We start from the raw sequence: 18,984 nt of genomic DNA on the forward strand, positions 1-18,984 counted from the left end.
TCGCCCTTTTATTTCACCGCTTCACGCCCCCGCTGATCTTTCCATATCAATATGCGGAATATTGTCTTCCAGATAAGCGTCGCTCACCGGCGTAAACCCGAAACCGGCATAGAAGCGTTGCAGATGGGCCTGTGCAGAGAGAAAAATGTTGTGCTGTGGCCAGTGCTGTTCGCAGCGATCGACGGCCTGCTCCATTAGCCGGTTACCCAGGCTCAATCCGCGCGCTTCACTGGCAACAATAACCCGGCCAATTTTCACCGGTTCACTGGCCGTTTGCGGAGCCAGCAGGCGGGCACAGGCGACCAGTTTGTTATCCAGCATGCCCAGCAGATGGCGATTTTCACCCAGCAGATCGATGCCGTCCACATCCTGATAGGGGCAGTTTTGCTCAACCACAAACACCGCGCTGCGCAGGGCTAACAGCTGGTAGAGCTGCGCCGTGCTCAGTTCACTGTGATGCAGATCGTGCCACTCTGGTTTCATGCGTTTTCTCCGTTTCAGCCAGTGGCATCTACTTTAGCTGTAATCGCCTGCGGAAACGACTCTGCCGTATGCGTCCTGCTGCGGGCGCAGTGACTTTTTTAAGCAGCGTTACGTAGTCCATCAACAGACCGGGCGTCCAGGTCATGCCTTCCGCACGGCTGCGTACCAGCCCCAGCAGCCAGAATTGCGGGTCAAATAAGAGCGCAAATCCCCGCATACCCCGATCGCTTAATATCCCCTCCATCGCCACATCCAGCGCCTGCATAACGCTGGTTGAACAGTTGCGGGATGTCAGGTTATAGGTGGTATCTGACGAGTAAATTTGCCAGTAGTTTCGCAGGGCCTCTGCATTGTAGCGCGGCAAATGGATACGGTGGTCAGGCAGGCACCAGTCATCAATTTCCTGCTGGAGCGAGGGCAGAAAACAGCCCGACACGTCGTACTCTTCCCCTGCGCGCAGTACGGCGCGGAAGTTCGTGAAGTTGCGATCGATATCCTTTACCGGATAGTGGCTGATGTAAATCTCCTGCTCCAGGGAGAGCGCAGCATGACCGGCTGAAATGATGCCGTGCTGATCCACCGCGGCAAGATAGCGATCGATAATTAACCGCCGGTCGGTGACCGCAGCCGATCCGACCGGCGTCCACACCAGCACCTTGAGCGGAGCCGCCGGTTCGCGGTCCGGAAACGGGGGATGGACATAGGCCGTACCGTGCGGGCGGCGCAGCCCGCGCGAGGTGTACATCGGCAGGCTGGTGACCGAGGCGTTTTCCGGCAGCCGCCAGACCTGCAGGGCCATCGCCATGGTTGCCGCTCCCCAGGCCAGCAGAACCAGCGCAAAGCAGAGCGGAACGGTGATGTGATGATGAAAAGGCCAGTTGCTGAAGATCACGCCGCTCAGGCCGATCTCCGTCAGCCCCAGCATCACCTTCCTGCGCCAGAGTCGACAGCGCATCAGCGAGGTAGAAATCAGCCGGAACAGGCCGTCCAGCAGGAATGCCACCCCGAACAGCAGCGAGGCGGTGACATTATTCTCGGCGGGATCGCTGAAGATCAGAAACGCGATTAGCAGAAAGGCGCAGCCTTTCGCCATCCCCGGCCAGTCAATGCGTAAATCGGCCACCCGCGCCGTTATACACTCCCCTGCCCCGGCAACAATCAGCAGTAAGGCCAGCATATTGAGCGGCACCGACAGCAAACCATCCTGAGCAATATCAATAATGATAGCGATCCCCAAACAAAAGCAGATCAGGGCGACCCCGACCAGCGTCAGCCAGCGTGCTTTCAGCAGCTGTGCGCCCATCAGCAAAAATAACAATCTGAGCAAAGGATCTCTCCGGCCTGAGTTGTCTGTTACAGACATCCACTACTGTATCCGGTTAAGACGATGCGCCCGGGAAAGCGTTCAGTCGTTCGGCGGTTAAAGCACGTCTGTTTACTAACCGTTAGCAATAGCAGGCAACATACGCCAGTTTGCTTAGTTTTTGCTTAATGCGTTAGGTGTACAGAGGGAAAACAGGAAGCAAAAAAAACGGGCTCCCAGGGGAGCCCGTTTTATCAGCAGGGTGAGAATTACATTAAGGGCTGCGCCATCTGCACCAGTGAAATCAGCGGCTGAGGATAGACACCCAGCAGCAGTACGAGGATGGCAGAAATCAGCACCACGACGCCGCCTGCGGTAAACGCCCAGTTTGCCGGCGTATCACGCTGCAACAGCTCCGGCGGGTTCAGGTAGAGACTGACGGTCACGCGCAAATAGTAGTAGAGGCCGATAGCGCTCCCGACTACCACTGCGCCGGTCAGCCACCACAGATGTGCCCCCACGCCCACCGCGATAATATAAAACTTACCGATAAAGCCCAGCGTCATTGGGATCCCGGCCAGCGACAGCATCATCACCGTCATCACCGCCGACAGAATCGGACGATGCCAGAACAGGCCACGATAGGAGTAGAGGGAATCCGCATCCGGCCCACGGTAAGGGCTGGACATCAGGCTGACTACGCCGAACGCACCCAGGCTGCTGAACAGGTAACCTGCCAGGTAGACCCCGACCGCTTCCAGCGACAGCTGGTGAGTCTGAATAGCGATCAGCGCCACCAGCAGATAGCCCAGATGCGCGATAGAGGAATAACCAAGCAGACGCTTAATATTGGTCTGCGAAATGGCCATCAGGTTACCGAAGAGGATCGAGGCAACGGCGATGAGCGCCAGCACCAACCGTACCGCTTCGCTGTCCGCTACCGGCGCATCAAGGAATAAACGCATCACCACGCCGAAAATGGCAATCTTGCTGGCGGTTGCCAGGAAAGCCGATACCGGTGCGGGTGCGCCCTGATAAACATCTGGCGTCCACAGGTGGAAAGGCACCAGTGACAGCTTGAAGCCCAGACCGACGATCATCATGCCCAGCCCTGCCAGCAGCAGTGGCTGATGCAGCAGACCGTCGTTCAGGCTTTTGCCCAGCGCCACAAAGCTCAGATTGCCGGAATCGGCATAGATAAGCGCCATCCCAAACAGCAGGAAGGAGGAGGCCACCGCTGACATAATGGTGTATTTGATGCTGGCTTCCAGTGAACGCTTTTGCTGGAAGGCGTAGCCCACCAGACCAAACAGCGGCAGGGAGATCAGCTCAATGCCGATAAACAGCGACGCAAGATGGTTCGCGCTGGCCAGAACGATACCGCCTGCCGCTGCGATCAGCACCAGCAGGTAGAACTCTTCGCGGTTATCGGGATAGGTCGCCAGCCACGGGTAGGCAAAGGTGCAGGTCGCCAGGCTGGCAAGGATCACCAGTCCGCTATAGAGCATCGAATAGCCATCCACGCGCAGCAGCGGCGTAACGTCCATCGCGCCGACGTGCCCCACAAAAAAGAGCGAGAACAGGGCAACGTTAAGACCTACCACCGCCAGCGTGGCATTGGCGAAGTGGTTGCGCCGCCACGCAATGGAGAGCATTACCACGACCACCGTCAATCCGACGATCAGCAACGGCAGTAGCGCGATCAATTGTTGAGGAGTTATTGTCATGGCGAGTTACGGCCTTGTAGTTAAAATTGAAGCGGTATACCACTGCTGAATGTTACTCATAGCGGCATGAGAGGTATCCAGAATCGGCTGTGGGTAAACGCCCAGCAGCACCAGCAGGACCACCAGCACCATAATCATCAGAAACTCTCTGGGCGACATTCCGCGCAGCGGCGTTTCAGACTTGGGTGCGCCGTAGTAAGCACGCTGCATCATAACCAGTGAATAAACGGACGCGAACACCAGCCCAAAGGTCGCGATGACGATAATCACCGGCACGGACCTGAAGCTGCCGGTCAGGATCATAAACTCACCCACAAAGTTACCGGTCCCCGGCATCCCCAGGTTGGCAACGGCGAAGAACAGCGACAGTCCCGGCAGCCACTTGATGCGTGACCACAGGCCGCCCATCTGGCGCATATCACGGGTATGCAGACGCTCATACAGCTGACCGCAGAGGATAAACAGCGCGGCAGCAGAGAGACCGTGAGCAATCATCTGCACCACCGCCCCCTGGAACGCCAGCTGGCTGCCGGTGTAGATTGCAATCAGCACGAAGCCCATATGCGAAATGGACGTATAGGCAATCAGGCGCTTAATATCGTACTGCGAGAAAGCCATCCACGCGCCGTAGAAGATGCCAATAATCCCGAGCCACATGGCGATCGGGGCAAATTCCGCAGAGGCGTGTGGAAACAGCGGCAGCGCGAAGCGCAGCAGACCATAGGCCGCCGTCTTCAGCAGAATACCCGCCAGATCCACCGAACCCGCCGTGGGTGCCTGACTGTGCGCATCCGGCAGCCAGCCGTGCAGCGGCACTACCGGCATTTTTACCGCAAAGGCGATGAAGAAGCCGAGCATCAGCGCATATTCAACGGTGTGCGACATCGGCGTTTTCAGCAGGTCTTCGTAGTTGAAGGTCCAGATGCCCGTAGCGTTGTAGTGCACAAAGACCAGCGCCAGAATGGCAATCAGCATCACCAGACCGCTGGCCTGGGTATAAATAAAGAATTTGGTTGCGGCGGTAATACGGGTTTTACCGTCCGATGCCTTGTGACCCCAAAGTGCGATCAGGAAGTACATCGGCACCAGCATCATTTCCCAGAAGAAGAAGAACAGGAACATGTCGATGGCAAGGAACACGCCAATCACGCCGCCGAGGATCCACAGCAGGTTCAGGTAGAAGAAGCCCTGCCACTTTTCAATCTCATTCCACGAGCAAAGCACAGCCATCACACCGAGCAGGCCGGTCAGCACCACCATTAACAGCGACAGACCGTCCAGCGCCAGATGCACGTTAATGCCAAAGCGCGGGATCCAGGAGACGAGGAATTCCGATTGCCACTGCGGCAGGCCCGCAGCCTGCGTTAACGAATAGCCTCCCTGCATCCAGAGCTGCAGCGAGAGTACCAGCGTCAGTCCCATCGAGATCAGCGCTATCCAGCGCGGCAGTTTGCTGCTTATGCGCTCAAGCTGCCAGCATAGCAGGCCACCGATGAACGGGATGAGTATAAGCCAGGGTAACAGCATGGCGGTATTTTCCCTTCTTTTGTCCCCGTTTGGGCTATCTCACTCGGTATTTTGGTTTCCGGCAGTGCTCGCAATCCTCACCTACAAAAGTAGGCTGCGGTTGCTGCGCGCTGGCGAAAACCAAACTCCCGTCGCCGATAACGCCCATTTATCTGGGGAATATTTTCAAAATATATTTATTGGGCTGGAGCAAACCGCACCACCCCGCCCACTAACCTTTAAACCACCATCAGCAGCGCCAGCACCACGACGGCACCGATGCTCATGGAAGCGACATACCAGCGCAGATAGCCGTTTTCACTGACCACCAGCCCCTTGTTCGCCACGCGGGAGAACAGAGCAGGCAGGTTCATCAGCGTATTCAGCGGATCGCGTGACAAAAGTCTGGCGACAAACAGGTAAGGTTTGACGAAAACGTTGTCATACAGCCAGTCGAAGCCCCAGGCGGCAAACCACCATGTGCTGAAGAAGCGGCCCGGCGCGCTGTTGGCAATACGGGTGACCAGCGTCCGGTTGCCCAGCCACAGCGCCGCAGCCAGCAGGATGCCGACAATCGCCACCACGCCAGAGGTGATCTCAAGCTGAAGCACACGGTCATGCGCCAGCCCGGTGGTTTCTGGCAGTACGCCCCTGAGCGGAGGCACAATCATCGCGCCAATAAAGGTCGAAAGGAGCAGCAGTACGATCAGCGGCAGATGGTGCGTAATGCCTTTGCCCGCATGCGCGTGAATTTTCTCTTTCCCGTGGAAGGTGATAAAGATCATCCGGAAGGTATAGAGCGAGGTCATAAATGCCCCGACCAGACCGGCCACCATCAGGTTGATATGCCCGTTAGCCAGCGCACCGGCCAGGATTTCATCCTTACTGAAGAAGCCCGCGGTGATCAGCGGCAGCGCCGACAGCGCCGCGCCCCCCACGAGGAAGCAGACGTAAACCAGCGGGATGCTTTTACGCAGGCCACCCATTTTGAAAATATTCTGCTCGTGGTGGCAGGCCAGAATCACCGAACCCGAAGAGAGGAACAGCAGGGCTTTAAAGAACGCATGGGTCATCAGATGGAAGATGGCGGCGTCCCAGGCCTGTACGCCAAGCGCCAGGAACATATAGCCAATCTGACTCATGGTTGAGTAGGCCAGCACCCGCTTAATATCCGTCTGCACCAGCGCGGCAAAGCCCGCCAGCACCAGGGTCACCGCACCGATAATCCCTACCAGATGCAGGACTTCCGGCGTCAGCAGGAACAGGCCGTGCGTTCGTGCAATCAGATAAACCCCGGCGGTTACCATGGTCGCCGCATGGATCAGCGCGGAAACCGGGGTTGGACCCGCCATCGCATCCGCCAGCCACGTTTGCAGCGGCAGCTGAGCCGATTTACCGACCGCGCCGCCGAGCAGCATAAGCGTGGCCCACTGCAGCATATGATTATCTGCGGCAAAGTGCGCCGGTGCCAGCTCGACCATTTCCCGGAAGTTCAGGGTGCCCAGCTCGTTGTAGAAAATAAACAGCGCGAAAGCCAGGAACACGTCACCGACGCGGGTAATGATAAAGGCCTTCATCGCCGCCGCGCCGTTTTTCGGATCGGTATAGTAGAAGCCAATCAGCAGATAGGAGCAGAGGCCCACGCCTTCCCAACCGAGATACATCAGCATCAGGTTGTCGGCCAGAACCAGAACCACCATGCTGGCGATAAACAGGTTGGTATAGGCGAAAAAGCGCGAATAGCCCTCTTCTCCCCGCATATACCAGGAGGCAAACATATGGATCAAAAAGCCCACGCCGGTTACCACCGACAGCATGGTCAGCGACAGGCCGTCCAGCGTCAGGTTAACGTTAATGGTGAAGTTGCCCACCTGCATCCAGGTCCACAGCGCCTGGTTAAAGACCGCCTGTCCGTGACTGAAAAAATCGATCCCGACATAAATCGTCACCAGCGCCGCCAGACCGACGGACCCCATACCTACCGTCGCCGACAGGTTTTCCGACCAGCGGCCCCGGGAGAAGGCCAGCAGCAAAAAGCCGATAAGCGGAAAGAGAACAGTTAAATAGAGAAGATTCATCCGCGCATCTCGCTCACTTTATCAATGTTGAGGTTCTGACTGCGGCGATGAAGCTGAAGCAGCAGTGCCAGACCGATACTTGCCTCGGCCGCGGCCAGGCTGATGGCCAGGATATACATCACCTGACCGTCCGCCTGCCCCCAATATGCCCCTGCCACCACAAATGCCAGCGCGGCAGCGTTAATCATGATTTCGAGACTGATTAACATAAACAGCAGGTTGCGGCGAATGACCACGCCGGTCAGCCCAAGGACAAATAAAATAGCGGCCAGAATCAGACCATGTTGCAAAGGGATCATGCGTGTTCCTCCTTCCTGGCATTTTCAGCGTCTTCCGGGCGATTGCTTAACACCTCACCCACGCGTTTTTCGCGGCCAATGTGATACGCCACCACCAGACCCGCCAGCAACAGCATTGAGGCAAGTTCAACCGCCAGAACATAAGGGCCAAACAGGCTGATACCCACCGCTTTCGCGTCGATCATCGACCCCGCAATACCGCGATCCTGGACGGAGAGGATGGCGTAAATCATCACCGCCAGCAGTACCAGCGACAGCAGACCGGGGCCTATCCAGGCGCCAGGCTGTAGCCACTGGCGCTCCTGCGCCTGTACGCTGTCGCCCAGGTTGAGCATCATCACCACGAAGACAAACAGCACCATGATGGCGCCCGCGTAGACGATAATTTCCAGCGCGCCGGCAAAATAGGCACCCAGCGAGAAGAATACGCCGGCAATCGCCAGCAGTGAGATGATCAGATACAGCAGCGCGTGCACCGGGTTGCTATGGGTAATAACACGTAGCGTGGTGAGTACCGCCACCAGTCCGCAAAGATAAAACGCAAATTCCATGCCTGGCTCCTTAAGGTAACAAGCCCTTGACGTCGACAGGTTTGGCTTCATTTTCAGCCTGACCTTTGTCTTTCCCGTCGATTGCCATACCCGCCATCCGGTAAAAATTATATTCCGGGTATTTGCCCGGGCCGGAAATCAGCAGATCCTCTTTTTCATAAACCAGATCCTGACGCTTGAACTCACCCATTTCAAAGTCCGGGGTAAGCTGAATCGCCGTGGTCGGGCAGGCCTCTTCACACAGGCCGCAAAAAATGCAGCGTGAGAAGTTGATGCGGAAAAACTCGGGATACCAGCGGCCATCCTGCATTTCAGCTTTTTGCAGCGAAATACAGCCTACCGGACAGGCAACCGCGCACAGGTTACAGGCCACGCAGCGCTCCTGACCGTCGGGATCGCGCGTCAGCACGATGCGTCCACGATAGCGCGGCGGCAGATAAACCGGCTCTTCCGGATACATCATGGTTTCACGCTTCGCGAACGCGTTCATACCAATCAGAAATATACTGCGAACCGTGGTGCCAAAACCCACCACAATGTCTTTTAATGTCATTGTCTTACCCCTTACTGCGCGTTGTACAGAATCACTGCGGCGGTGGCCAGCAGGTTCAACAGCGTCAACGGCAGACAAACTTTCCAGCCGAACGACATCACCTGGTCATAGCGCGGGCGCGGTAACGCAGCACGAATCAGTATGAACATCATCATGAAGAACGCCGTTTTGATCGCAAACCAGAAGATCGGTGGCAGCCACGGACCATTCCAGCCGCCGAAAAACAGCGTCACCATCAGCGAGGAGACGGTAACAATCCCGACGTATTCACCCACAAAGAACAGGCCAAACTTCATTCCGGCATATTCAATATGGTAACCGTCGGCCAGTTCCTGCTCCGCTTCCGGCTGGTCAAAGGGATGACGGTGACAGACCGCAACGCCCGCAATGGCAAAGGTCAGAAAGCCAAAGAACTGCGGAATGATATTCCACAGATGCTGCTGGCTGTTGACGATGTCGACCATATTGAACGAGCCCGCCTGTGCTACCACGCCCATTAGCGACAGGCCGAGGAACACTTCGTAACTCAGGGTCTGTGCCGAGGCGCGCATCGCCCCCAGCAGGGAGTATTTGTTGTTACTTGACCACCCGGCGAACAGCACCGCATACACGGCCAGCCCGGCCATCATCAGGAAGAACAGCAGCCCGATATTGAGGTCCGCCCCCATCCAGGTTGAAGTCACAGGAACAATAGCCATCGCCAGCAGCAGCGAGGTAAAGGCGATCATTGGCGCCAGCGTGAAGATCACCCGGTCGGTAAACGGCGGCGTCCAGTCCTCTTTGAAGAACATTTTGATCATGTCCGCCACCAGCTGGAGCGAACCGCCCCAGCCAACCCGGTTGGGTCCGTAGCGGTTCTGGAACAGGCCGAGCAGGCGGCGTTCGCCGAAGCTCATAAAGGCGCCACAGCCCACCACGACAAACAGGATCACGAGGGCCTTAACCACAGCAATCAATACGTCAATAACTTCCGGTGTCAGCCAGCTCATTGTGCCGCCTCCTGCAGATTGTCAATGTTGGCACCCAGCAGGAAGGGAGGAATACCCGGCAGGCCAATCGGCAGCCCTACCTGCCCCGCCTGTAACGTTTCGGAGAAACGTACCGGCAGACGCAGGGTTTCACCGGCACAGCTAAACTCGACGGTGGCCCCCGCATTTACGCCAAGCGTTGCCGCATCTGCCGGGTTAACCATGGCATACAGTGCGGGCATACGCTGCTGAATCACCGCTGAACGCTGCGTCATCTCCTCGCTGCCAAACAGGTGGAAGTAAGGCGCTACGCGCCAGCGACCCACCTGACCGGCAAAGGCGACCGGCACCACGTCGAACCAGTCCATCTGTGCTTCACCGGCCTCGAACAGTCGAACGCCCGGGTCGCCATTACGCAATTTCCCGCCCACTTCAGCCTGGAATTTATTCCACGCCTGCGGGGAGTTCCAGCCCGGCGCCCATGCAAAGGGGATCTGCGAACGCGCGGCTGAGGGCTGGTTGTTACCTTCCATTGAGAAGGCAAACATGGTGTCCTTATCCTGCGGCTGACGCGGCTCATGTACGCTGATGTTAGCGCGCATGGCGGTACGGCCGCTGGAACGCGCAGGGGAGCGCGCCAGTTTCTGTCCGCGAATACGGAAGCTGGCATCCGGCGCGGCGTCTTTGATCGCGGCCAGCTGCGGCAGCGCCTGAACGCAGGCGTCGATCACATGGTCAAGCTGGGTCCAGTCCACTTCACGGCTGCGGATAGTACTCTGCAATGAGTGCAGCCAGCGCCAGCTTTCAAGCATCTGCACGCTGTCGTTATAGTAGGCTGGGTCGTAAACCTGGAAGAAGCGCTGCGCGCGGCCTTCCTGATTCACCACGGTGCCGTCGCTCTCTGCAAAGCTGGCGGTGGAGAGGATCAGCCCCGCCCTGTCGCTGGTCGCCGTGCGCTGGTGATCGACCACAATCACGTTAGCGGCATTGCTTAACGCTGCGTCCACGCTGGCCTTAGGCGCATGGCGATAGAGATCGTTCTCCATCACGATAACCGCATCCGCCGCGCCGCTTGCCAGTTCGTCCAGCGCCGCTTCCAGCGGTTGCCCACCGATCAGGCCCAGACCTACGCTGTTAGCCGCACCGGAAAGCAGGGTAATGCCAACGTCCGCCCCACGGCCCTTCAGCGCTTTTGCCACGTTGGCAGCCGCGTGGATAACGGCTTCGCTGCCCGCGTTAACGCCGGAGATAATCAGCGGCTTTCTTGCCCCGGCCAGCGCCTGGACGATAACATCAATTTTTCCGCTCAGCGCCCGATCGATATCGCTGACCGCCGGTGCCGTTTCATCCAGCGCGTGTGCAATGGCAAAGCCCAGACGGGCCTGGTCTTCCACCGGTGCACAGTAGCTCCACGCTGCGATGTCATCCATGCGGGTGCGATCGACGTTGGTAACAAAAAGCGGATGTTTGGCATGCTGTCCAATGTTCATAATGGCCGCAATCTGCCAGTCCGCCACTTTCTGCGCGGCGGCCATCTCACGCGCTTTGCCCTTCACCGCCTGGCGTACCGACAGTGCCACTCTGGCACCGGTCTGGGTAAGGTCTTCGCCCAGCACCAGTACCGCATCATAGCTTTCAATTTCACGCAGGGCAGGCGTGTGAATGCCGCCATCGCGTAGAATATTCAGCATCAGCTCAAGCCGCGCCTGTTCAGCGGCCGGGATGCCGGTAGAGAAGTTTTCAGCGCCAACCAATTCGCGCAGAGCGAAATTGCTTTCAACGCTGGCGCGCGGAGAACCAATACCAATAACCTTCTTCGCCTGGCGCAGCACGTCCGCCGCGCCCTGCATTGCCTGTTCGGCGTTGAGGGCGATCCAGTCATTGCCGCGACGCTGCATGGGCTGACGTGGCCGGTCTTTCAGGTTCACATAGCCATAGCCAAAACGCCCGCGATCGCACAGGAAGTACTGGTTTACGGTGCCGTTGTAGCGGTTTTCGATGCGCCTGAGTTCGCCGTAGCGCTCGCCCGGGCTGGTGTTACAGCCCACGCTGCACTGCTGGCAGATGCTCGGGGCATACTGCATATCCCATTTACGGTTATAGCGCTCGGAGTGCGTTTTATCGGTAAAGACGCCGGTCGGGCAGACCTCCACCAGGTTACCGGAGAATTCACTCTCCAGCGTGCCATCTTCCGGACGACCGAAATAGACGTTGTCATGCGCGCCGTACACGCCAAGGTCGGTACCGTCCGCGTAATCTTTGTAGTAGCGAACGCAGCGATAGCAGGCGATACAGCGGTTCATTTCGTGCGAGATAAACGGACCGAGATCCTGATTGCGGTGGGTACGCTTAGTGAACCGATAGCGACGGAAGCTGTGGCCGGTCATCACGGTCATGTCCTGCAGGTGGCAGTTGCCGCCCTCTTCACAAACCGGACAGTCGTGCGGGTGGTTAGTCATCAGCCACTCCACCACGCTTTCGCGAAACTCTTTCGCTTCACCGTCATCAATGGAGATGAACGTGCCGTCGGAAGCCGGGGTCATGCACGACATGACCAGGCGACCGCGGGTGTCTTCGGCATTTTGATATTGCTTCACCGCGCACTGGCGGCAGGCGCCCACGCTTCCCAGCGCCGGGTGCCAGCAAAAATAAGGAATATCGAGGCCGAGCGAGAGGCAAGCCTGTAGCAGGTTGTCCGCTCCATCAACGTCATATTCTTTACCGTCTACATGTATTGTAGCCATAGTGAACATGCTTCCGTAAGGCTCATACGAGCGTTAAACACAATTCTTAAATAACCTTCTTACTTGACGTTGTAGCGGTGTTAGCTGCGCTCTCTTACCCCGGTCACTTACCTATGTAAGCTCCCGGGGATGCGTTCTCTTGCTGCCTTGCTACAACGCCAATTAATTTGGTTATTTCGCACTTCTTGTTACGCGTGAGCTTTTTTTACCAGCGGGCTTTCAGCAGGTTAGCCTGGATACCCGCAATCGCGTGGGCGTTACTGAACACCTGCGGGGCAATGCCTGCCTCGAACTCTTCGCGGAAATATTTGATCGCGCTTTGCAGCGGCTCTACGGCACCCGGGGCGTGCGCGCAGAAGGTTTTTCCCGGACCGAGCTGACGGCAAAGTTGCAGCAGCGTTTCGATATCGCCCGGCTGCCCCTCTTTCCGCTCCAGCGCGCGCAAAATTTTGACGCTCCACGGCAGGCCGTCACGGCATGGCGTACACCAGCCGCAGGATTCGCGGGCAAAGAACTCTTCCAGATTGCGCACCAGCGACACCATGTTGATCTCATGGTCCACCGCCATCGCCAGCGCCGTACCCAGACGGCTGCCCGCTTTACCGATGCTGGCAAACTCCATCGGCAGGTCGAGGGGTGATTCGGTCAGGAAGTCAGTCCCTGCCCCGCCCGGCTGCCAGGCCTTGAATTTCAGGCCGTCGCGCATGCCGCCAGCGTAATCTTCCAGAATTTCGCGCGCGGTGGTGCCAAACGGCAGCTCCCAGACGCCAGGGTTTTTAACCCGGCCCGAGAAGCCCATCATCTTGGTACCGGTGTCGTCACTGGAAGAGATGCTTTTGTACCACTCCACGCCGTTGGCGAGGATGGCAGGCACGTTGGACAGGGTTTCCACATTATTGACGCAGGTGGGTTTACCCCATACGCCAGCGGAGGCCGGGAAAGGCGGCTTGGAACGCGGGTTCGCGCGACGCCCTTCCAGGGAGTTGATCAGCGCCGTTTCTTCACCGCAAATGTAGCGCCCCGCCCCGGTGTGAACGATCAGCTCAAAGTCGAAACCGGTGCCGAGAATGTTTTTACCCAGGTAACCGGCTTCGGTCGCTTCAGCAATCGCCCGGCGCAGGTTCACTGCCGCTTCAATATATTCGCCGCGCAGGAAGATGTAGCCCCGGTAAGCTTTCAGCGCAAAAGCACTGATCAGCATCCCCTCCACCAGCTGGTGCGGTAGTTGCTCCATCAGCAGGCGGTCTTTATAGGTGCCGGGTTCCATTTCATCCGCATTACACAGCAGGTAGCGGATATTCATCGACTCATCTTTCGGCATCAGGCTCCACTTCAGCCCGGTGGAGAAGCCCGCGCCGCCGCGCCCTTTCAGGCCGGACTCTTTTACCGCCGCGACGATTTCGTCCTGAGACAGCGTCTTTAGCGCTTTGTCGGCACCGGCGTAGCCATTTTTGCTGCGATACTCATCAAAGAAGATGGGTTGCTTATCGTCGCGCAGGCGCCAGGTCAGCGGATGCGTTTCCGCCGTACGAACGATCTCTCTGACTGTCATGGATACTGCTCCAGCAGGTTGACGATGTTTTCCGGCGTCAGGTGAACGTGCGTATCGTCGTCCACCATCATCGTCGGCCCCTTGTCGCAGTTGCCCAGACAGCAGGTGGGCAGCAGCGTGAATCGGCCATCCGCCGTGGTCTGACCCGGTCTGATGTGCAGATTCTCTTCCAGCGCCGCCTGAATGCCCTGGAAACCGGTGATATGGCACACCACGCTGTCGCAGTAGCGGATCACATGACGGCCCACCGGCTGGCGGAAGATCTGGCTGTAGAATGTCGCCACGCCTTCAACGTCGCTGGCCGGTATGCCCAGCACCTCAGCGATGGCATGGATAGCACCGTCCGGCACCCATCCACGCTGTTTCTGCACGATTTTCAGCGCTTCAATTGAGGCTGCGCGTGCGTCTTCGTAATGATGCTTTTCATGCTCAATGGCATCACGCTCTGTCGCGCTCAGCACAAACGCGTCGTGGTTATCGATCGTTTCGATCGCAATTCTTTCCTGGTGCATAGTTAGCGGTCCACGTCTGACATAACAAAATCGATACTACCGAGGTATACGATCAAATCGGATACCAGGCTGCCATTGATCACCGAAGGGATCTGTTGCAGGTGCGGGAAGCTCGGCGTTCGCACGCGAGTGCGGTAGCTCATGGTGCTGCCGTCGCTGGTCAGGTAGTAGCTGTTAATCCCTTTCGTCGCCTCAATCATCTGGAAGGATTCATTGGCTGGCATAACCGGGCCCCATGAAACCTGCAGGAAGTGGGTGATCAGGGTCTCGATATGCTGCAGGGTGCGCTCTTTCGGTGGCGGCGTGGTCAGCGGATGGTCCGCCTTAAACGGCCCCTCCGGCATGTTGTTCAGGCACTGTTCAAGAATACGCAGGCTCTGGCGCATCTCTTCCATTTTCAACATAACGCGGGTATAGGCACAGCTGACGCCATCGCCAATCGGTACTTCAAAGTCGAAATTTTCATAGCCTGAGTAGGGACGCCATTTACGTACGTCAAAGTCCAGACCGGTAGCGCGCAGGCCAGCACCGGTGGTTCCCCAGGCCAGCGCCTCTTCCATCCCGTAGGCAGAAACGCCTTTTGCACGGCCAATCAGCACGCTGTTTTTCAGCGCGGTCTGCTCATAGGCTTTCAGGCGTTTCGGCAGCCAGTTGAGGAATTCACGCAGCAGCCGATCCCAGCCTTTTGGCAGATCGTGCGCCACGCCACCAATGCGGAACCAGGCGGGATGCATACGGAAACCGGTTATCGCTTCCACAACGTCGTAAATTTTCTGGCGGTCGGTAAAGGCAAAGAACACCGGTGACATCGCGCCGACGTCCTGAATAAAGGTGGAGATATAGAGCAGATGGCTGTTTATGCGGAACAGCTCTGAGAGCATCACGCGGATCACATCAACGCGTTCGGGGACCTTAATGCCCGCCAGCTTTTCAACCGCCAGCACATAAGGCATTTCGTTTACGCAGCCACCGAGGTATTCGATACGGTCGGTATAGGGAATGTAGCTGTGCCACGACTGACGCTCACCCATTTTCTCCGCGCCACGATGGTGATAGCCCACATCCGGGACGCAGTCGACGATCTCTTCGCCATCCAGCTGCAGCACAATACGGAAAGCCCCGTGCGCTGAGGGGTGGTTAGGTCCGAGGTTGAGGAACATAAAGTCCTCATTAGCAGTGCTGCGCTTCATGCCCCACTCTTCCGGCTTGAAGGTCATCTGCTCCATCGCCAGATCTTCAGTCTGTTTGGTCAGCTCAAAGGGGTCGAATTCAGTGGCGCGCGCCGGATAATCTTTACGCAGCGGATGACCTTCCCACGACTGAGGCATCATGATGCGCGTCAGGTGGGGATGGCCATCAAAGGTGATACCAAACATCTCCCAGGTTTCACGCTCATACCAGTTGGCGTTAGGGAAAATTTTGGTCAGGGTTGGGACGTGCAGATCTTTCTCAGAAAGCGCCACCTTGAGCATAATGTCGCGATTACGCTCAATGGAAATGAAGTGGTAGAACACGGAAAAGTCTGCGGCAGGCAGGCCCGCGCGGTGGGTGCGAAGACGCTCATCCATGCCGTGCAGGTCGTAAAGCATAACGTAAGGCTGCGGCAGCTTGCGCAGGAATTCCGTGATTTCCAGCAGCTGTTCACGCTTCACCCACACAACCGGCACGCCGGTGCGGGTAGGCTGAACGGTGAAGGCATCGGGCCCAAAACGGTTACGCAGCTCGCCAATCACCGGGTCATCCAGGTGATCGCGGGTTTGCCATGCTGGCTGAGCGAGATCTTGCGTGGTCAAATCAGTCATAAGTTATTCACCATGTGGGCCTGCATGCAGGCGCTCATTATTGGCGTCAGGACGGGCCTTGCGCTGGTTGTGGTTTTTATGCGCCGGGTTTTTCAGGCCACGTCCATAAACTGCAGTGCCCTTTGCGGGCATTCTTTAAATTTCGTCAGGCGTACGAAGCGTGGTAACGGCAATGCGCTCGCCCTGCTTACGTTCACGCTCGGACTGCATATTGGCGCGATACACGCCCTGGTCGCCAACCACCCATGACAGTGGGCGACGCTCTTTGCCGATCGATTCCTGCAACAGCAGCAGCGCCTGCATATACGCCTCTGGGCGCGGTGGGCAGCCGGGGATATACACATCAACGGGCAGGAATTTATCCACGCCCTGCACCACAGAGTAGATGTCGTACATGCCGCCGGAGTTAGCACAGGCACCCATCGAAATCACCCACTTAGGCTCCAGCATCTGGTCGTATAGACGCTGAACGACCGGTGCCATTTTGGTAAAACAGGTACCGGCAACCACCATAAAGTCCGCCTGACGCGGCGAGGCACGAATAACTTCCGAACCAAATCGCGCCACGTCATGTACGGCTGTAAATGACGTGGTCATCTCTACGTAACAACACGAAAGGCCAAAGTTGAAGGGCCACAGAGAATTTTTGCGCCCCCAGTTCACCATGTCATGCAGCGCGTGTTCGAGCTTGCCCATATAGACGCTTTGGTGAACGTGCTTTTCCAGGGGATCGCTGACGATTTCCTGTTTCTGCAGGGGATAACGGTCATTCTCACCGTTCGGGTCGGCGCGGGTGAGCGTATAGTCCATCTTAATGCCTCGCTGTTACTGCGTATGACGATTGGAATGCGAAATGGTGGTTGGCTTGACCACGATGCGGCGCGGTGCAGGAGCCCAATCCAGTGCACGTATACGCACCAGATAAACCAGACCAGCAAGCAGTACCAAAATGAAAATCGTAGCTTCCACAAAGCCGGTCCATCCGCTTTCGCGAATGGCGGTCGACCATGCGTATAGATAGAGGGCTTCAACGTCAAAGATGACGAAGAACATGGCCACCAGATAGAATTTGGCGGACATGCGCAGCTTAGCCGTACCGACGGGCGCGGCACCGGACTCAAAAGGGGTATTTGTATAGCGTCCGCGTGCTTTACCGCCCAGAAACCAGGCCCCGGCTAACATCGCGCAGCACAGACCGACGGAGACAATGAGAAATACGGCGAATGCCCAGTGATGGGCAACAATTCCATTAGTAGTTGACATGCTTTCTGCTTCACTCACACAGTGATGTCCGGCGTACTGCTCTGTCTCGGCAGCTGACCCACCACATCGATTCAAGGGAAAAAATAAAAAACCTTATAAATTTTACTGTCTTTTTTGATAAGACAGCAGTTTTATGGGGTTTTTTACTCCTTTCTATAACCTTTTGTCAACTTTGACAAAAGTATCCACACGTTAATTTACACCCGCAGCATTTATTTAACATATGATGCGCAGAAAGTGAGCTAAATCGAGTCAGTCTCATCCTGTGAACAAAGTGTAGCGGGTATTCCCCTGCATGGATCGAGGTTTTAACACGCTCTATTCTCGCAGGAATTGTCTGCTTTTCCTGCCCCTCACCAGGGTTATTTTTTTGATCCAGGACACAGTTTTATCTTTTATGAAGAAAATCCACTCATCCCCCAGGGGCGAGGGCCGCGCGGGCTGGCGCTAGTTGAGAAGAGGAATCATTTAAAAAAGTTTAACCAGAGGCATTTCAGGGTTTTAAAACGGACCGAACAGACCTGTAAAGCAGCAGAAAGTTTATTGCAGATAATCGGGTAGAAACGGGCAGAAAATCACACCAAAAAAAAGCCTTCCCACTTTACATCGCGGGAAGGCTTTATTTATCTCAGTTTCCCCTTATTTATCTCAGATAAATAATAGGTTGAGAAAGACTAATTAACTTAAGACTATTCAGCGTCGTCAGTAAGATCGCTGCTATCCTGCACAGCCAGAGCGAGGTTATAAGGATCGTTACTGGACTCCATCGCATTAAATATCGCCAGAGCCAGCTCATTATCGCTTTCCGGGTTACGGCAGAGTAAATATTCGGTGTCCGGCAGTACCGGCAGGCCTTCAGCCGCGCCCATTACCCGCAGTTCCGGGCTCATCATCTCAACCGGGCGTGCAGTGACACCCAGCCCGGCCTTAACCGCAGCACGAACCGCTGCCAGCGTTGAGGCCACGTAGGAGATGCGCCATGGAATACCCGCCTCGTTGAGGTGGTCGATAGCCATGTCACGATACGGGCTTGGCTCATCCAGCAGCACCAGCGGAATCGCTTCCCCGCGCTGAAAAATATAGTCTGCTGCGCAGTACCATAATGTTGGAGAAGTACGCAGTACCTGCCAGGTAAAGTTCATCGGGCTGGAAGTGGTGACCACCAGATCGACTTCGCCCTGGTTTAACATCTCCATCATAAAGGGGTTACGCTTCACCCGCACATCTATAGCCAGCTTAGGATAAACCGAGGTCACACGGTTCAGCAGAAACGGCAGGATGGTATCGGAGGTGTCATCGGATGCACCAATAGTCAGGACGCCCTGAATATTGCTGTACATCAGAGAAGTACAGGCCTCGTCATTAAAGCGCAAAATTTTGCGCGCATAGCCCAGCAGCTGGATACCATGCTCAGTCAGTAATTTATTGCGGCCATGTCTGGCAAACAACTCTTTGCCTACCAGTTGTTCAAGGCGTTGCATCTGCTGGCTGACCGCTGACTGCGTTCTGCATACCGCGGCGGCAGCGGCCGCAAAGGTATTCAAATCGGCTACGGCAACAAACGTTCTCAATAGATCAAGGTCAAGATTGAGGATGGGACGATTTGTACTAGTCATTTTTTTCTTCACTTTATAAGTTTTTAT

15 protein-coding genes and 1 pseudogene are annotated in these 18,984 nt (G+C 56.5%); all 16 read right to left on the minus strand.

Annotated elements, in window-relative coordinates; all coding sequences use genetic code 11:
- Positions 1 to 21 precede the first annotated feature (21 nt).
- A complete protein-coding gene (locus tag A1830_RS10915; RefSeq protein ID WP_067705680.1) occupies positions 22 to 483 on the minus strand; it encodes a GNAT family N-acetyltransferase in 462 nt (153 codons plus the stop codon).
- A gap of 28 nt (positions 484 to 511) precedes the next feature.
- On the minus strand, positions 512 to 1,810 hold the full coding sequence (locus A1830_RS10920) for an HdeD family acid-resistance protein (protein WP_067705683.1): 1,299 nt from the start codon (positions 1,808 to 1,810) through the stop codon (positions 512 to 514).
- A gap of 245 nt (positions 1,811 to 2,055) precedes the next feature.
- A complete protein-coding gene (nuoN, locus tag A1830_RS10925; RefSeq protein WP_067705685.1) occupies positions 2,056 to 3,513 on the minus strand; it encodes an NADH-quinone oxidoreductase subunit NuoN in 1,458 nt (485 codons plus the stop codon).
- Between the two features lie 6 nt (positions 3,514 to 3,519).
- Positions 3,520 to 5,040 carry an NADH-quinone oxidoreductase subunit M gene (nuoM, locus tag A1830_RS10930; protein ID WP_067705687.1) on the minus strand — a complete coding sequence of 507 codons (1,521 nt, stop codon included), beginning with the start codon at positions 5,038 to 5,040 and terminating at the stop codon, positions 3,520 to 3,522.
- Between the two features lie 218 nt (positions 5,041 to 5,258).
- Positions 5,259 to 7,097 carry an NADH-quinone oxidoreductase subunit L gene (nuoL, locus tag A1830_RS10935; RefSeq protein ID WP_067705689.1) on the minus strand — a complete coding sequence of 613 codons (1,839 nt, stop codon included), beginning with the start codon at positions 7,095 to 7,097 and terminating at the stop codon, positions 5,259 to 5,261.
- The gene (nuoK, locus tag A1830_RS10940; protein ID WP_067705691.1) at positions 7,094 to 7,396 is read right to left on the minus strand and encodes an NADH-quinone oxidoreductase subunit NuoK; all 303 of its coding nucleotides are present in this window, start codon (positions 7,394 to 7,396) and stop codon (positions 7,094 to 7,096) included. The genes nuoL and nuoK overlap by 4 nt, the downstream gene beginning before the upstream one ends.
- On the minus strand, positions 7,393 to 7,947 hold the full coding sequence (nuoJ, locus tag A1830_RS10945; RefSeq protein ID WP_067705694.1) for an NADH-quinone oxidoreductase subunit J: 555 nt from the start codon (positions 7,945 to 7,947) through the stop codon (positions 7,393 to 7,395). The genes nuoK and nuoJ overlap by 4 nt, the downstream gene beginning before the upstream one ends.
- 10 nt (positions 7,948 to 7,957) lie before the next feature.
- Positions 7,958 to 8,500, minus strand: coding sequence for an NADH-quinone oxidoreductase subunit NuoI (gene nuoI / locus A1830_RS10950; RefSeq protein WP_067705696.1), 543 nt, complete (start codon positions 8,498 to 8,500; stop codon positions 7,958 to 7,960).
- 11 nt (positions 8,501 to 8,511) lie between these two features.
- Positions 8,512 to 9,489, minus strand: coding sequence for an NADH-quinone oxidoreductase subunit NuoH (nuoH, locus tag A1830_RS10955; protein ID WP_067705697.1), 978 nt, complete (start codon positions 9,487 to 9,489; stop codon positions 8,512 to 8,514).
- Positions 9,486 to 12,212, minus strand: a complete 2,727-nt coding sequence (nuoG, locus tag A1830_RS10960) for an NADH-quinone oxidoreductase subunit NuoG (RefSeq protein WP_067705699.1) — start codon at positions 12,210 to 12,212, stop codon at positions 9,486 to 9,488. Before nuoG ends, nuoH begins: the two co-directional genes overlap by 4 nt.
- Positions 12,213 to 12,417: 205 nt before the next feature.
- On the minus strand, positions 12,418 to 13,764 hold the full coding sequence (nuoF, locus tag A1830_RS10965; protein ID WP_067705700.1) for an NADH-quinone oxidoreductase subunit NuoF: 1,347 nt from the start codon (positions 13,762 to 13,764) through the stop codon (positions 12,418 to 12,420).
- Positions 13,761 to 14,276, minus strand: a complete 516-nt coding sequence (gene nuoE / locus A1830_RS10970) for an NADH-quinone oxidoreductase subunit NuoE (protein WP_067705701.1) — start codon at positions 14,274 to 14,276, stop codon at positions 13,761 to 13,763. Before nuoE ends, nuoF begins: the two co-directional genes overlap by 4 nt.
- A gap of 2 nt (positions 14,277 to 14,278) precedes the next feature.
- Positions 14,279 to 16,092: pseudogene (gene nuoC, locus A1830_RS10975) on the minus strand (NADH-quinone oxidoreductase subunit C/D).
- Positions 16,093 to 16,213: 121 nt separating this feature from the next.
- Positions 16,214 to 16,888 carry a NuoB/complex I 20 kDa subunit family protein gene (locus A1830_RS10980; protein WP_067705705.1) on the minus strand — a complete coding sequence of 225 codons (675 nt, stop codon included), beginning with the start codon at positions 16,886 to 16,888 and terminating at the stop codon, positions 16,214 to 16,216.
- 15 nt (positions 16,889 to 16,903) lie between these two features.
- A complete protein-coding gene (locus tag A1830_RS10985) occupies positions 16,904 to 17,341 on the minus strand; it encodes an NADH-quinone oxidoreductase subunit A (RefSeq protein ID WP_067705708.1) in 438 nt (145 codons plus the stop codon).
- A gap of 689 nt (positions 17,342 to 18,030) precedes the next feature.
- Positions 18,031 to 18,957 carry a transcriptional regulator LrhA gene (gene lrhA / locus A1830_RS10990; protein WP_067705899.1) on the minus strand — a complete coding sequence of 309 codons (927 nt, stop codon included), beginning with the start codon at positions 18,955 to 18,957 and terminating at the stop codon, positions 18,031 to 18,033.
- Positions 18,958 to 18,984: the final 27 nt, after the last annotated feature.

The organism is Erwinia sp. ErVv1 (assembly GCF_900068895.1).
GTDB lineage: Bacteria > Pseudomonadota > Gammaproteobacteria > Enterobacterales > Enterobacteriaceae > Erwinia.

Excerpts from the sequence above, each read along its gene's own strand:
- nuoJ (WP_067705694.1), bottom strand. The coding sequence starts at position 7,947 with ATGGAATTTGCGTTTTATCTTTGCGGACTGGTGGCGGTACTCACCACG.
- nuoL (WP_067705689.1), bottom strand. The coding sequence starts at position 7,097 with ATGAATCTTCTCTATTTAACTGTTCTCTTTCCGCTTATCGGCTTTTTG.
- nuoM (WP_067705687.1), bottom strand. The coding sequence starts at position 5,040 with ATGCTGTTACCCTGGCTTATACTCATCCCGTTCATCGGTGGCCTGCTA.
- lrhA (WP_067705899.1), bottom strand. The coding sequence starts at position 18,957 with ATGACTAGTACAAATCGTCCCATCCTCAATCTTGACCTTGATCTATTG.
- nuoF (WP_067705700.1), bottom strand. The coding sequence starts at position 13,764 with ATGACAGTCAGAGAGATCGTTCGTACGGCGGAAACGCATCCGCTGACC.
- A1830_RS10915 (WP_067705680.1), bottom strand. The coding sequence starts at position 483 with ATGAAACCAGAGTGGCACGATCTGCATCACAGTGAACTGAGCACGGCG.
- nuoN (WP_067705685.1), bottom strand. The coding sequence starts at position 3,513 with ATGACAATAACTCCTCAACAATTGATCGCGCTACTGCCGTTGCTGATC.
- A1830_RS10980 (WP_067705705.1), bottom strand. The coding sequence starts at position 16,888 with ATGGACTATACGCTCACCCGCGCCGACCCGAACGGTGAGAATGACCGT.
- A1830_RS10985 (WP_067705708.1), bottom strand. The coding sequence starts at position 17,341 with ATGTCAACTACTAATGGAATTGTTGCCCATCACTGGGCATTCGCCGTA.
- nuoH (WP_067705697.1), bottom strand. The coding sequence starts at position 9,489 with ATGAGCTGGCTGACACCGGAAGTTATTGACGTATTGATTGCTGTGGTT.
- nuoE (WP_067705701.1), bottom strand. The coding sequence starts at position 14,276 with ATGCACCAGGAAAGAATTGCGATCGAAACGATCGATAACCACGACGCG.
- nuoI (WP_067705696.1), bottom strand. The coding sequence starts at position 8,500 with ATGACATTAAAAGACATTGTGGTGGGTTTTGGCACCACGGTTCGCAGT.
- nuoG (WP_067705699.1), bottom strand. The coding sequence starts at position 12,212 with ATGGCTACAATACATGTAGACGGTAAAGAATATGACGTTGATGGAGCG.
- nuoK (WP_067705691.1), bottom strand. The coding sequence starts at position 7,396 with ATGATCCCTTTGCAACATGGTCTGATTCTGGCCGCTATTTTATTTGTC.